This window comes from Pseudomonas sp. NBRC 111140, assembly GCF_001320885.1.
Classification (GTDB): Bacteria; Pseudomonadota; Gammaproteobacteria; order Pseudomonadales; family Pseudomonadaceae; genus Aquipseudomonas; species Aquipseudomonas putida_P.
This window is the reverse complement of sequence record NZ_BCBQ01000036.1, coordinates 40,839-54,375: the sequence shown is the minus strand read 5'-3', so window position 1 is coordinate 54,375 and position 13,537 is coordinate 40,839. Positions and strand designations below refer to the sequence as shown.

The window sequence follows — 13,537 nt, the reverse complement described above, 5'->3', positions numbered from 1 at the left end:
TCAGCTCCAGGCTGCAGCGGCTGGTGACGATGGCCAGGCCGCCCTGGCTGTCGATGCCTTGGCGCAGCAAGGCGCCGATCAGCTTGTCGAGGGCGTTGTGCCGACCAATGTCTTCACGGCCGAGCAGCAATTCGCCATGGCGGTCCATGAACAGTGCCGCATGTACGGCGCCGCAGTGCTGGCCCAGAGGCTGGAAGGCATCGATGCGCTCGCGCAGGCCGACCAGCCACTGGGCCGGCGGCAGGGGGGCACCCGGCAGCACGGCCAGTTCCGGCAGCGCCTGCTCCAGGGCTTCGACCCCACACAGGCCACAACCACTGGTGCCGGACAGCTGGCGGCGCTGGTTCTTCAGGTTCCAGAATGCCCGGCTGGAAATTTCCAGGTCGGCATACATCGCCGAGCCGCTGCCCGAGAGCTTGAGGTCGTAGATTTCTGCGGTGCCTTCGACAATCCCGCTGCCGACGCTGAAGCCCACGGCGAAATCTTCCAAATCGGTGGGGCTGACCAGCATCACCGCCTGGTTGAGGCCGTTATAGACGATGGCCAGGGCCACTTCCTCGGCCAGCGGGGTGCTGTCGCGTTTGGCGTCGCTGAGCTGGACGTAATCGTAGGTGTTGCTGGCGGCGGGCATGGACAAGGGCGATGAGGCCGCGCAGACCGGAGGCTTGCTGTTCATCGGGGCGCTGAATACCGGCGGCTTTCTGATTGCACAAGCCTAGGCTTGCGTGCCGGTGGCGTCTAATCGCTAGGCTCTATGCCTTGATAGACCGCGTCGATTGGCCGCATGGGGCGAGAGTGGCAAAGCTGGCCTAGACTCCTGTGTCCGAGGTTTCGTCAACAAGGAGAGCGCAATGAGCCTGTTCAGTTTCGTGAAGGAAGCCGGCGAGAAGTTGATCGACCTGCTGACCCCTGGCAACGCCAATGCCGAAGAGCAGCTTAAGAAACACGTGGAAAGTGTCGGCCTGGGCAACCCGAACATCACCGCCACTGTAGAGGGAGACAAGATCATCCTCAAGGGAGAAGTGGCCAGCCAGGAAGAGAAGGAGAAGATCATTCTCGCAGCCGGCAACATCAATGGTGTGGCCAGTGTCGATGACCAGATCACTGTGACCGGGCCAGTGGTGGCGGCGGCCAGGTTTGTTACGGTGAAGAAGGGCGACACGCTGTCGGCCATCTCTGTGGTGGTTTATGGCAATGCCAACCAGTACAACAAAATCTTTGAGGCCAACAAGCCGATGCTCACGCACCCGGACAAGATTTATCCGGGGCAGGTGCTGCGTATTCCTGACTGATCTCTAAAGCCTGTAGCGGCCTCTTCGCGGGCGCGCCCGCGAATGGGGCCTCACAGGCCTACCAATAACTCCCGATAATCCTCGACCGCTGCAAATTCCTCGGTATCACGCGGCTGCGCCTTGCTATCGGGCTGCCGCACCGCCAGCAGGTGCCCCACACCAAAGCGTCGCGCACTGCGCAGAATCGCCAGCGTGTCATCGATGAACAGGCTGCGCCCCGGTTCGAAGCCGATATCCGCCTGCAAGGCATCCCAGAACTGCGGGCTTTCCTTCGGGTAGCCATAGTCGTGGGAGCTGATCAGCCGCTCGAAGTACGGCGCCAGTTCTACACGCTCCAGCTTCAGCGACAGTGAATCACGGTGGGCATTGGTGATCATCACCACGCGCTTGCCTGCCTGGCGAATCGCAGCCAGGAAGGTATCGGCATCCGGGCGCAGGGCAATTAGGTCGGCAATTTCCCGCTTCAGCTCGCGAATGGGCAGGCGCAGCTCGCGGCTCCAGAAATCCAGGCAATACCAGTTCAAGGTGCCGGCATTGCGTTCGAACAGCGGTTGCAGCTCCATTTCCGCCATGGCGCGGCTTACCCCGTGCAGCTCGGCATAGCGCTGGGGCAGGTGGTCCAGCCAGAAGCGGTTGTCGTAATGCAGGTCGAGCAGGGTGCCGTCCATGTCCAGCAGGACGGTATCGATGGCGGACCAGGGAAGAACAGGCATGGGAAACTCTCGATCAGTCGGCAAGCCACGGTATAGTAACCCGTTCACGCCAAGGAGCCGCCCCATGCGCCAGAAACCCACCGTACTCAGCCGCGAAATCGTCGCCAGTAGCCGCCTGTTTCGCGTCGAAGCCGTGCAATTGCGCTTCAGCAATGGCAACGAGCGCACTTACGAGCGCCTGGTCGGCCGGGGGAATGGCTACGGTGCGGTGATGATCGTGGCCATGCTCGACGCCGAGCATGCCGTGCTGGTGGAAGAATACTGCGGCGGCACCGATGAATATGAGTTGTCGTTGCCCAAGGGCTTGATCGAGCCTGGCGAAGACGTGCTGGCGGCCGCCGACCGGGAGCTCAAGGAAGAAGCCGGTTTTGGCGCACGCCAGCTGGAGCACCTGACCGAGCTGTCGTTGTCGCCGGGCTACATGAGCCAGAAGATCCAGGTGGTGCTGGCCAGCGAGCTGTATGAAGAGCGCCTGGAAGGCGACGAGCCGGAGCCGATGCGGGTCGACAAGGTCAACTTGCGTGAGCTTTCGGCCTTGGCCATGCACCCGCAGTTCACCGAGGGGCGCGCCCTGGCGGCGCTTTACCTGGCCCGTGACCTGTTGATTCAGCGGGGTTTGCTGGAGCTATGAACGACCTGCAACTGATGCACGAAGTGGTCAAGCTGGCACTGACGGCAGGCGAGGCGATCCTGCCGTTCTGGCGCGCCGATGTGGCGGTGACCAACAAGGCCGACGATTCGCCGGTTACCGTTGCCGACCTGGCGGCGCACCGGGTGATTGCCGATGGCCTGTTGGCGCTGGCGCCGCACATACCGGTGCTGTCCGAAGAGGATTGCAATATTCCCCTGGCCGAGCGTCAGGGCTGGGGCCGCTGGTGGCTGGTCGACCCGCTGGATGGCACCAAGGAGTTCATCGTCGGCAGCGAAGAGTTCACGGTCAACATCGCCCTGATCGAAAACGGCCAGGTGGTGTTCGGCGTGGTGTCGATGCCGACCAACGGGCGCTGCTATTTCGGTGGTCGCGGCCTGGGTGCCTGGCGGGCCGACGCGGGTGAGGCTGCCAAGCCGATTCAGGTGCGTAACGCGCCTCCTGCAGGTGAGTGTTTCACCGTGGTTGCCAGCCGCCGGCACTCCAGCCCGGAGCAGGAAGCGCTGCTGGCCGGGCTGGGTGCTGCGGTGGGGGAGCTGGAACTGGCCAACGTTGGCAGCTCGTTGAAGTTCTGCCTGTTGGCTGAGGGTAGCGCCGATTGCTATCCGCGCCTGGCGCCGACTTCGCAGTGGGACACTGCGGCGGCGCAGGGTGTGGTGGAAGGGGCCGGGGGCGAGGTCATCGGGCTGGATGGGTTGCCGTTCCGGTATCCACCGCGCGAGTCGTTGCTTAACCCGTATTTCCTGGCGTTGCCGGCAAATGCTGCCTGGCGCCAGGCGTTCCTTAACCTGATCTGACGGGGTTTTGCTGTGGGAGCCTTTGGATTTTGCGCAAGGCTGTTGGGCTAGCGGTGCAGAACGTACTGGCCGCTGAAGGTAACGGCAGGCTCGTCACTACCGGCATTGCTTACCGTGGTCTCCAGCGTCAACCGCGCCCGCCCGCGCCGTTGGTACATGTTCAGGAATCGCTCCCAGGTCTTCTCGTCCGGCGCTGCACAACGCGCCACCGCCGTGCCGGTAACTGGCAGTGGATAACTGATCTGCCCCTCCTGAATGACGATATGCCCGTCATCGATCCCCAGCGCTCGCAGGCGCAGGTGCAACCAGCCCCACCCCACCAGCACCGCTGCGCAGTACAGGCTGCCGCCGAACATGGTGCTTTTGTGATTGACGTTGGCCGCCAGCGGCAGCTGCAGGCGCAGGGTGTGCTGCTGCCAATCGATCACTTCCAGGCCCATTTCGCGGGTCAGGGGGATGTCGCTGTGCAGTACGGACTGCAGATACTGGCTATCGGTGCTCATTAACGATTGTCCTCTTGTTCGTCATGCCCGCCACTGCCTCCGTCGAAGTTCAAGCCATGCTTGCGCAGTTTGTCGTGCAGGGTTTTGCGGGGGATGCCCAGCGCCTCGGCCAAGCTGCGCATGGAGCTGTGTGGCTGGGCCAGTTCGGCAGCGATCAGCGAGCGTTCGAACTGCTCCACCTGCTCGCTGAGGTTGCCGCTCAGCAATGGTGCTGCGGGTGCTGCTGCCGGAGGTGCCTGGCCATCCAGGGCCAGTTCCAGGCCAAGGGCGAAGCGCTCGGCGGCGTTCTGCAGTTCGCGCACATTACCCGGCCAGTCGTGACGCAGCAGCAGGGCACGTTGTGCTGGCTGCAGCGCGTGCGGTGACAGGCCATGTCGCTGGCTGGCGGCATCGGCGAAATGCTGGAACAACACCAGAATGTCATCGCCGCGTTCGCGCAGCGGCGGAATACGCAGCGGTGCGACGTTAAGGCGGTAATACAAGTCGGCGCGGAAGCGCCCCTGGTCTGCGGCCTGACGCAGGTCTTCCTTGGTGGCAGCGATGATGCGGATATCCAGCGGGATAAGCTGGTTGCCGCCCAGGCGTTCGACCACCCGCTCTTGCAGCATGCGCAGCAGTTTCACCTGAACATCCAGGCTCATGCTCTCGATTTCATCGAGAAACAGCGTGCCGCCGTTGGCAAATTCGAACTTGCCGATGCGCCGCTTCTGCGCGCCGGTGAACGCGCCGGGCTCATGGCCGAACAGCTCGCTTTCGACCACCGACTCGGCCAGTGCCCCCGCGTTGATCGCCACGAACGGGCCGTCGCGGCGGCTGGAAAGGTCGTGCAGGGCACGGGCCACCACCTCTTTGCCTGCGCCGGTTTCGCCCAAAATCAGCACATCGGCACGGGTGCCGGCCAAGGCGCCGATCTGCTCGCGCAGGCGCTGCATGGCCGGTGAATGGCCCACCAGGCGGGTGGCCAGCTGCTGACGGTCGCTTAGCGCCAGGCGCAGGCTGCGGTTGTCCAGCACCAGGCGGCGCAGGGCCAGGGCGCGGCGCACGCTGTCGAGCAGGGCGTCCGTGGCAAACGGCTTTTCCAGGAAGTCATAAGCCCCGGCGCGCATTGCCTGCACTGCCAGCGGCACATCGCCATGGCCGGTAATCAGCAGCACCGGTAGCTCGCTGTCGCGGCTGTGCAGTTGTTCCAGCAACTGCAAGCCATCGATACCGGGCATGCGGATGTCGCTGACCACCACGCCCGGCCAGTCGGCCTCGATTCGCTCGGCCAGGCCTTGGGCATCGGCCAAGGCGACTACCTTGAGCCCTGCCAGGTCCAGGGTCTGGCTCAAGGCCTGGCGCAGGTGGGGGTCATCGTCGACCAGGATGACCTGGGCTCGGCTGTCGATCAGTGTCTCGGTGGTCATGCCGAGGGGTCCTCCGAATTGGGCAAAGTAGCGCCAGGCGCGGCCACACGCAGCTGCAGGGTCAGCAGTGCGCCACCTTCCGGGTGGTTGGCCAGCAGCAGTTCACCGCCCAGGGCGCGCATCAGGCTTTCGCAGATGGCCAGGCCAAGGCCCAAGCCCTGGGTACGGGTCTTGGTGGTGAAGAACGGCTCCTTGGCGTGCTCCAGGGCCTGGCGGCTGAAACCGGGGCCGTTGTCGCGGATGTACAGGTAGACGCAGCCATCACGTTGCTCGGCACTTAGCCACAAACGGCGCGGGTTGGCCTTTTCGGTCAGGGCATCGAGGGCATTGGCCAGCAGGTTGCCCAGCACCTGGCGCAGTCGGGTTTCACCGGCCTGTACCCACAAAGTGGCTTCAGGCAGGTCGCGGATCAGCTCTACGGCCATTGCCCGGCGGCGTTTGGCCAGCAGCGCCAGGGCATCGTCCAGGGCCGGCTGCAGGGCCACGCTTTCCGGGGCGTGGCGGTCGCGGCGGGCGAAGGCGCGCAGGTGGGCGATGATCGAGGCCATGCGCCCGGTCAGCTCGCCGATCAGCTTGAGGTTGCCGCGTGCGTCTTCGGTGCGTTGGTGGTCGAGTAGGATCTCGGCGTTTTCCGCGTAGCTGCGAATGGCCGCCAGCGGCTGGTTCAGCTCATGGCTGATGCTGGCCGACATGGTGCCCAGTACCGACAGCTTGCCGGCCTGCACCAGTTCGTCCTGGGCGCGCACGGCTTCCTGCTGAGCGTTCTCGCGTTCCAGCACGGCGCTTTTCAGGCGGGTGTTCAGGCCTTCGAGGTCGGCGGTACGTTCGGCTACACGTTTTTCCAGCTCTTGGCGGCCACGGGCCTCGAAGTCGATGCGGTCGATGTAATGGCGCCGCCGCTGCATCACCAGCCCGGCCAGCAGCATTACCACCAGCAAGGTGCCGGCGCCGATCGCCATCACCGTCTGTACCGAGCGGTCGACCAGTGTGCGTGGGGCAAGGATGCTCACTTGCCAGCCGGTTTCCTTGATGTCGCGGGTTTGGGAGATCCAGGCGTCCGGGCTGAGTACCAGCGGTTGCGGGGCCTGGGTCGGGTAGGGCTGGATGGCGATGATGGCCTGGCGCTCGGCCTCGCTCAGCACACGGGTGGCGCGGAAGCGCCAGTCGGGCCGCGAGGTGAGGATGACCACGCCATTATGATCGGTCAGCAACAACTGCTCAGGGGTACGACCCCACAGGGTTTCGGTGTGATCCAGGTCGACCTTGACCACCAGCACGCCCACGGTCCGCTCACGGTCCCGTACTGCTGCGGCGAAAAAGTAGCCGCGTTTGGCCGACGTGGTGCCCTGGCCGAAGAAACGGCCCAGATGCCCGGCCATGGCCTCGTTGAAGTAGGGACGGAAGGCGAAATTGCGGCCGACGAAGCTGTCGTGCTTGTCCCAATTGGAGGCGGCCAGGGTGTTGCCGCTGACGTCCATCAGGTACATCACCTCGGCACCGGTCTGCTGGACAATGTCTTTGAGCAGGCGGTTGGCGTTGGTCACCGCTTCCAGGCGGAACGGGTCGGCCAACACGCCACGCAATGCCGGCAGGTCGCCGAGGATTTGCGGGAGGGTCTCGTAGCGGTGCAGGGTGCCGAGCAGGTTGGCGACATACAGGTCGAGGGTCTGGCGGTTCTGCGAGGCCAGCTCTTGCTGGTAGTAGCGTTCGGCCAGATGGTGCAGTGGCCACAGTAACGGTGCCAGGCACAGGGCCAGCAGGGCCAGGCTGCGCCAGCGGGGACGGCGTGGGGGCGTGGGTTTTGCGATCATCACGTATAGGCGCCAGAAAAGTCTGGCGCAATTATGCGCTAGTTAAGGGAGCAGTTCCGCCTCTGCCAGTGGCAGGCCGACCTTGTCCTTGTCCGACAGTACCGGTGGCTGCCGTAGCCCCCAGTCGATGCCCAGTTGTGGGTCGTCCCAGCGGATGCAGCGGTCGGCGCCGGGGTTGTAGTAGTCGGTGGTCTTGTAGAGGAATTCGGCCGATTCGCTCATCACCGCAAAACCGTGGGCAAAACCGGGTGGAATCCACAGTTGGCGGTGGTTGTCGGCCGACAGGTGCACGGCAACCCATTGGCCAAAGGTTGGCGAGCTTTTGCGCACATCCACGGCAATATCGCGGATCTCGCCATGCACCACGCGCACCAGTTTGCCCTGGGTGTTTGCCACCTGGTAGTGCAGCCCACGCAGCACGCCCTTGATGGAGCGCGAGTGGTTGTCCTGGACAAATTCCACGTTCACGCCGGTTTGCCGTGCGAACTCACGGGCGTTGAATGCCTCGAAGAAAAAACCACGGCTGTCACCGAACACTTTCGGTTCGATGATCAGTACTTCAGGGATTGCGGTAGGGATGATGTTCATAGCGGCTCGCTGGCCCGTTGCTCACGTATTGACCCTAGTCGTCCTTGTCGGAATTTTCCGTGTGTAGCTGCAACAGGATGCATAAGGTGTGGCTATGGTAGACGGCAGGCTGCTCCTTTCACCAGGCTAAGGTTAGCTTGTGTCGATTGTTATCGATTTAAATGCGCCGAACGGCCTCGGAATTTCTACCGTATCGGCTTTAAATATCGATATATATCGGTTATAAATTGGCAAACGCCCCAGCGCACTCCGGCTTAGGGCCATCACAGAGGTCACCCATGAAAACCCTCAATTCCACACCCCGTGCCGATGGTTTCCACATGCCCGCCGAGTGGGCCCCGCAGACCCAGGTGTGGATGGTCTGGCCAGAGCGCCCGGACAACTGGCGCCTCGGCGGCAAGCCGGCGCAGGCCGCCCACGTAACCCTGGCCAAGGCCATTGCCCGCTTCGAGCCTGTCACCGTCGCGGCCTCCGCCGGCCAGTACGAAAACGCCCGTCGCCAGCTCGACCAGCCGAACATTCGTGTGGTCGAAATCAGCAACGACGACGCCTGGGTGCGTGACACCGGCCCAACCTTCGTCATCAACGACCATGGCGAAGTGCGCGGTGTGGATTGGGGCTTCAATGCCTGGGGCGGCTTCGATGGCGGCCTGTACGCGCCGTGGAACCGCGACGAGGAGCTGGCCGCCAAGGTGCTGGAAATGGAGCGCTGCCAGCGCTATCAGACCGAAGGTTTCGTGCTTGAAGGTGGTTCGATCCACGTGGACGGTGAAGGCACCGTGATCACCACCGAGGAATGCCTGCTCAATCGCAACCGCAACCCGCACATGAACCGCGAGCAGATCGAAGCGGTGCTGCGCGATCAGCTGGCGGTGGACACCGTGGTTTGGTTGCCGGATGGCTTGTTCAACGACGAAACCGACGGCCATGTGGACAATTTCTGCTGTTACGTGCGCCCGGGCGAAGTGTTACTGGCCTGGACCGATGATTCCAACGACCCCAACTATGCGCGCTGCCACGCGGCCATGGAGGTGTTGAAGAACACTCGCGACGCCAAGGGCCGTGAGTTCATCGTGCACAAGATGCCGATTCCGGGCCCACTGTTCGCCACCGCCGAAGAGTGCGCCGGTGTCGACCAGGTGGCCGGCAGCCAGGAGCGTGATCCGTCGGTGCGCCTGGCCGGTTCGTACGTGAACTTCCTGATCGTCAACGGTGGCATCATCGCGCCAAGCTTCGACGACCCTGCAGACGCCGAAGCCAGAGCGATCCTGGCGAAGATCTTCCCCGACCATGAGGTGGTGATGATCCCGGGCCGCGAGTTGCTCTTGGGTGGCGGCAATATCCACTGCCTGACCCAGCAGCAGCCGGCGCCGGTCAAGCGCTGAGCGTGAAGTGAATGAAGAGGCCCGTCGTGTGACGGGCCTTTTTTTTGGGGCGACGTCCGGGGCCTGGACTGGCATATGTTTTGTATTGTTTTTCAAATAGATAGCTTGGCCAGGCCGGGGTATCTGATCTGTAACAATACTTACGTAAATTAGCCGCTCACGGGCCAGGGAGTACGTGTGGACATGAACGTAGCAAGTGAGTCGGCTTTGCGCCCATCGGCAGTGAATCACCAATCGCTCAGGGTTGTGGCGAAGTGGTTGAAACACCATGGAAGCATCAGGGTCAGGACGACCGACCCACGACGTCTGCTTGCCGGGCGATACCCCCAGGGGCTGATCAGCGAAGCAGAAATGCAGGCGCTGATGGCGGTGTGGCACTGATCGAATCGGTTCTACCTGCACCGACCTCTTCGCGGACATGCCCGCGAAGAGGCCGGTGCAGTCAACCAAGATCAGAAGCTGTAGCTACCCGTCACCACCAGGCTACGCGGGTCCCCTACCTGAATCTGCGCCGCACTGGTCGCTGAGCTGTAGTAGGTCTTGTCGGCAATGTTGCTCAGCGCCGCCCGTACATCCCAGTCATGGGTGCGGTACCCCGCCAATGCATCCCAACGGCCATACCCCGGCAATACCGTGGTGTTCTGGTTGTCCGCATAACGTTCACCCACCAACGTCAGGCCGGTTTCAGCGTACCAGCCCAGCTCTGGCTTCCAGGTCACGAACAAGCTGCCGTTGCGCTTGGCCACGTCATTGATGCGGTTGCCTTCCTGGCCGTTGTTGTCCTTGACGATGATGGCGTCCTGCAGGCCGATGCCGCCGCGTACATACCAGTTGCCAACGATATTGCCGGTGGCGGTCAGCTCGATGCCGCGCGAACGCTGCAGACCGCTGAGCAAAATGTTTTCCGGGATCAGCGGGTCGCGGGTGCGGCGGTTGTACAGCTCCAGCTCGTAAATGGCCAAGGTGGTGGTCAGGCGCTGGTCGAGCCAGTCGCTCTTCACGCCGATTTCCTTTTGACGGGTTTCTTCCGGCTTGGCGTCGTTGCCGTTGCCCGGCGCATCTGGAGTGATGCCGATCAGGCCGCCGCCCACCGGCGAAAAGGTCTTGCTCCACGAAGCGTAGAACGAATGGTCGCGCCACGGCGTGTAGACCACGCCCAGGCGCGGGCTGGTGCTGTTGCTGTCCTGTGGTTCGCGCACGCCATCCTTGTTGGTGGTTTGCACATCGAATTGGTCGAAGCGTACCCCAGCAAGGATCTGCCACTGATCGTTCAGGCGGATCTGGTCCTGCAGGTAAAGGCCACGGCTATCGACCACGGTGTGGTTGTCACTCGACACCGTCATAGGGCCATTGTGCTGCTGGCTGCGGTCGGGGTTGTTCAGGTCCAGGCCTGGAACCGCCTGGCCACCCTTCGCAACAGGCAAGGCGGTGTACAGCAGAGGGTCACGCCGCTGGTTACCGAACTCCAGGCCTACAAGCAGCTTGTGTTCCAACCCCAGGGTGTCGAAGTCGCCCTCGGCCTCCAGGTTATTGAACAGGTTGCGGGTGTTGAGGTCCTGCTGCCAACGCTGGCGGGTCACGGTGTTGGTGCCGGCGTTGTAGCCGACGACATAGGTGTTGTCGAACTCACTGTCGAGCTTGAACAGGCCCAGGGTATGGCGCAGCTGCCAGGTTTCGTTCAGCTGGTAGTTCAGGCGTGAGCGCAGGGACTGGGCGTGATCATCGATATAGTCGCGCGGGTCACCGTAGGTGGTGCCGCGGCTCACGTCGGCCGGGCGGCCGTTGACCCCGGGGATACCCCGGTCGGGTGTGCGGTTGTAACGGCTGTATTCGTATTGCACCAGCCAGTTCAGGTCGGGGTTGATCTGCCAGCTGATCGACGGGGCGAACAGTTGGCGGCTGCCGTGAACACCATCGCGGAAGCTGTTGTTGTCCTGGTTGCCCATGTTCAGGCGCAGGCTGACGGTGTCGCTGGGGTCGGCGCTGAGGTCGGCATACAGGCTGCGCAGGTCTTCACTGCCGGCCTGCGCTTCGAGGGTCGAGCGTCGGCCCGGCTCCGGTGCCTTGCTGACCCGGTTGACGATACCGCCCTGGCTGCCACGGCCGTATAGCACCGCCGCAGGCCCCTTTAGCACCTCGACCCGTTCGATGTTGTGCAGGTCGCGGATGTACTGGCTGTCGTCACGAATGCCGTCCAGGTAAAAGTCGTTGCTGGCCTCGAAGCCGCGGATGCGCACACTGTCGAAGCGGGTATCGGCGCCGCTGCTGACGTTGGGGATGCCCTCCAGCGCCTTGCCCAAGGTGTTGCTGCCGTAATCCAGCACGTTAACGGTTTTCACCGTGTCGATGGCCTGGGGGACATAGCGCACCGGCGTCGAGGTGCGGGTGGCGGTGCTTACCTCCTTGACCCGTGGGTTGTCCTTCTCGCGCTCGCTGTCGGCGGTAATCGACGACTCTGGCAGCGTGGTGGTGGCGGCACTCGCCAGGTCGACGCTGAACAGCAGCGACAGGCCAAGCGTCAGGGGTGAAAGGCGGCAGGGTACAAGCATGGGCACATCCGGACCGGGCAGGTGAAAAGAAAGGTGCGAATGGTAATGCTTGCTATTTACTCTTGCTTGGGTATTTGTAAAGGCTTGCCTTTACATATGTGTCTGTTTGTAACAGCCCTGATCGCAGCGACTTTGCCTGTTGGAGCAACCTTGTGCTGTGAAAACAGCTCCACGGGAAGTTGTCCGTACGATCAAAAGGCTTTTTCCCACGCAAGATAAAATGCCCGCTGATAGCGCAAACCTGTATGGAAATGCACCAGGCTCACCGGGGATTTTGGTTATATCAACCTGCATTTCACGACTTTTTGACATTTGTAATCGCACACGGCTAGGATTCGGCCAACGCCTGCTGGCCATGATCTTGGCCAAGCTGCTGCCAAGGGCCGCCGTGTATTACCGGTTGGCCCGCCCGGCTGGATCCGCATAGCGTCGAACCTACGAAGGGGCGTTGGTTCCTGGCGTCATATTGCAGAGCGTTTTTGATTAAGAAATAAGGAAAACAACATGTTGAAAACCAGGATCAGCCTGGTCGCCTTGGCGATGATCGCCGCGACCCAGGCACAGGCCAATGAACAGGCCGACAGCAAGGGCTTCATCGAGGACAGCCACGCCAACGTCCTCCTGCGCAACGCCTACATCAACCGTGACAAGAAGCACGGCACCGACGACCAGATCGAATGGGGCCAGGCGTTCATCGCCAACTTCTCCTCCGGCTTCACCCAAGGCACCGTCGGCGTCGGTGTCGACGCATTTGGCCTGTACGCGGTGCGCCTCGATGGCGGCAAAGGCCACAACGGTGGCGGCGGCGTCGACTTCTTCAAACCGCACGAAACCACCAACGCCGAAGGCAACGCCAGCTCGCCGCACAACCTGGCCCGTGGTGGTGCTGCAGTGAAATTCCGCATCTCCAACACCGTGCTGAAGTACGGTGACCAGATGCCAGCACTGCCTGTGCTGCAGTACGACGATGCACGTCTGCTGCCAGAAAGCTTCACCGGTACCCTGATCACTTCCAAAGAAATCCAGGGCCTGGAACTGAACGCCGGTCGTTTCACCCAGGAAGCGCGCAAGAGCGCAGAGGGGCGTGATAGCGGTGGCCTGAAGTCGATCAACGTCTTCGGTGGTAGCTACAAGTTCACCGACAACTTCACCGCTTCGCTGTACACCGCCGACAACGAAGACGTGATGAAGAAGCACTACCTGGGCTTGAACTACGTCTTCCCGATCGCCAGCGACCAGTCCCTGACCCTGGACTTCAACGGCTACAAGTCGGACATCGACCACAAGTACGTACAAGCCGCTGGCCTGAACGGCGACTCCAACACCATCTGGAGCCTGGCCGCCACCTACGCGTACGGTGCCCACTCGTTCACCCTCGCTCACCAGCGCAGCACCGGCAGCACTGGCTACAACTACGGCTTCTACCAGAACGCCGGTGGCGTGGGTGACGGTGGTTCGACCATCTACCTGGCCAACTCGTACTGGTCCGACTTCAATGCCGAAGACGAGCGCTCCTGGCAGCTGGGCTACGGCCTGGACTTCGGTGCCTACGGCATTCCGGGCCTGACCTACAAGCTGGCCTACGTGGTGGGTGACAACATCAACACCCGCAACGTTGCCAACCCGCAGGGCTTTGGCGAAGGTAAAGAGCGCGAGATCTTCAACCAGATCCGTTACGTGGTGCAGGACGGCCCGGCCAAGGACCTGTCCATCAAGCTGCGTAGCTCGTTCGTGCGTACCAATAACGCCGTGCAGCAGAACGGTTACAACGACGACGGCAACGAAGTCCGCGTATTCGTCGAGTACCCGATCAGCATCTTCTGATGCTGATGTGATGTACCCAA

The 13,537-nt window shown here is 62.4% G+C and carries 13 protein-coding genes; 6 read left to right on the top strand and 7 right to left on the bottom strand.

Annotated features, from left to right (window positions below; all coding sequences use genetic code 11):
• Positions 1-631: formate dehydrogenase accessory sulfurtransferase FdhD (locus APH42_RS14085; protein ID WP_256217828.1), on the bottom strand; the 631-nt coding region annotated here is incomplete at its 3' end.
• Between the two features lie 220 nt (positions 632-851).
• Between APH42_RS14085 and lysM the strand changes: the two genes are divergently transcribed.
• Positions 852-1,292: a peptidoglycan-binding protein LysM gene (gene lysM / locus APH42_RS14080; protein ID WP_012270063.1), complete on the top strand. Its 441-nt coding sequence runs from the start codon at positions 852-854 to the stop codon at positions 1,290-1,292.
• 50 nt (positions 1,293-1,342) lie between these two features.
• Here the strand turns inward: lysM and yrfG are convergent, their stop codons facing one another.
• Positions 1,343-2,005 carry a GMP/IMP nucleotidase gene (gene yrfG, locus APH42_RS14075; RefSeq protein ID WP_012270064.1) on the bottom strand — a complete coding sequence of 221 codons (663 nt, stop codon included), beginning with the start codon at positions 2,003-2,005 and terminating at the stop codon, positions 1,343-1,345.
• A gap of 64 nt (positions 2,006-2,069) precedes the next feature.
• Here yrfG and nudE point away from each other — a divergent pair, with 64 nt between their 5' ends.
• Both nudE and cysQ read left to right on the top strand, forming a co-directional pair.
• Positions 2,070-2,636, top strand: coding sequence for an ADP compounds hydrolase NudE (gene nudE, locus APH42_RS14070; protein ID WP_012270065.1), 567 nt, complete (start codon positions 2,070-2,072; stop codon positions 2,634-2,636).
• Positions 2,633-3,451: a 3'(2'),5'-bisphosphate nucleotidase CysQ gene (gene cysQ / locus APH42_RS14065; RefSeq protein WP_060493556.1), complete on the top strand. Its 819-nt coding sequence runs from the start codon at positions 2,633-2,635 to the stop codon at positions 3,449-3,451. Before nudE ends, cysQ begins: the two co-directional genes overlap by 4 nt.
• 47 nt (positions 3,452-3,498) lie before the next feature.
• On the opposite strand, the gene APH42_RS14060 is transcribed toward cysQ, so the two are convergent.
• The 4 genes from APH42_RS14060 to rfbC are packed head-to-tail and all read right to left on the bottom strand — an operon-like array spanning position 3,499 to position 7,759.
• The gene (locus APH42_RS14060) at positions 3,499-3,954 is read right to left on the bottom strand and encodes a YiiD C-terminal domain-containing protein (protein ID WP_060493555.1); all 456 of its coding nucleotides are present in this window, start codon (positions 3,952-3,954) and stop codon (positions 3,499-3,501) included.
• Positions 3,954-5,360: a sigma-54 dependent transcriptional regulator gene (locus APH42_RS14055; RefSeq protein ID WP_060493554.1), complete on the bottom strand. Its 1,407-nt coding sequence runs from the start codon at positions 5,358-5,360 to the stop codon at positions 3,954-3,956. Before APH42_RS14055 ends, APH42_RS14060 begins: the two co-directional genes overlap by 1 nt.
• Complete coding sequence (locus APH42_RS14050) at positions 5,357-7,171, bottom strand: ATP-binding protein (RefSeq protein WP_012270069.1); 1,815 nt, start codon at positions 7,169-7,171, stop codon at positions 5,357-5,359. The genes APH42_RS14055 and APH42_RS14050 overlap by 4 nt, the downstream gene beginning before the upstream one ends.
• A gap of 42 nt (positions 7,172-7,213) precedes the next feature.
• Positions 7,214-7,759, bottom strand: a complete 546-nt coding sequence (rfbC, locus tag APH42_RS14045) for a dTDP-4-dehydrorhamnose 3,5-epimerase (RefSeq protein WP_012270070.1) — start codon at positions 7,757-7,759, stop codon at positions 7,214-7,216.
• A 278-nt stretch (positions 7,760-8,037) separates the two neighbouring features.
• Between rfbC and aguA the strand changes: the two genes are divergently transcribed.
• Together aguA and APH42_RS30455 are read left to right on the top strand one after the other, a co-directional pair.
• Positions 8,038-9,144, top strand: a complete 1,107-nt coding sequence (gene aguA, locus APH42_RS14040; RefSeq protein ID WP_012270071.1) for an agmatine deiminase — start codon at positions 8,038-8,040, stop codon at positions 9,142-9,144.
• A 183-nt stretch (positions 9,145-9,327) separates the two neighbouring features.
• Positions 9,328-9,525 carry a hypothetical protein gene (locus tag APH42_RS30455; RefSeq protein WP_012270072.1) on the top strand — a complete coding sequence of 66 codons (198 nt, stop codon included), beginning with the start codon at positions 9,328-9,330 and terminating at the stop codon, positions 9,523-9,525.
• 71 nt (positions 9,526-9,596) lie between these two features.
• On the opposite strand, the gene APH42_RS14035 is transcribed toward APH42_RS30455, so the two are convergent.
• Positions 9,597-11,693, bottom strand: coding sequence for a TonB-dependent siderophore receptor (locus APH42_RS14035; RefSeq protein ID WP_060493553.1), 2,097 nt, complete (start codon positions 11,691-11,693; stop codon positions 9,597-9,599).
• A 504-nt stretch (positions 11,694-12,197) separates the two neighbouring features.
• On the opposite strand from APH42_RS14035, the gene APH42_RS14030 reads away from it, so the two are divergent.
• Positions 12,198-13,517: an OprD family porin gene (locus tag APH42_RS14030; RefSeq protein WP_012270074.1), complete on the top strand. Its 1,320-nt coding sequence runs from the start codon at positions 12,198-12,200 to the stop codon at positions 13,515-13,517.
• Positions 13,518-13,537 lie beyond the last annotated feature (20 nt).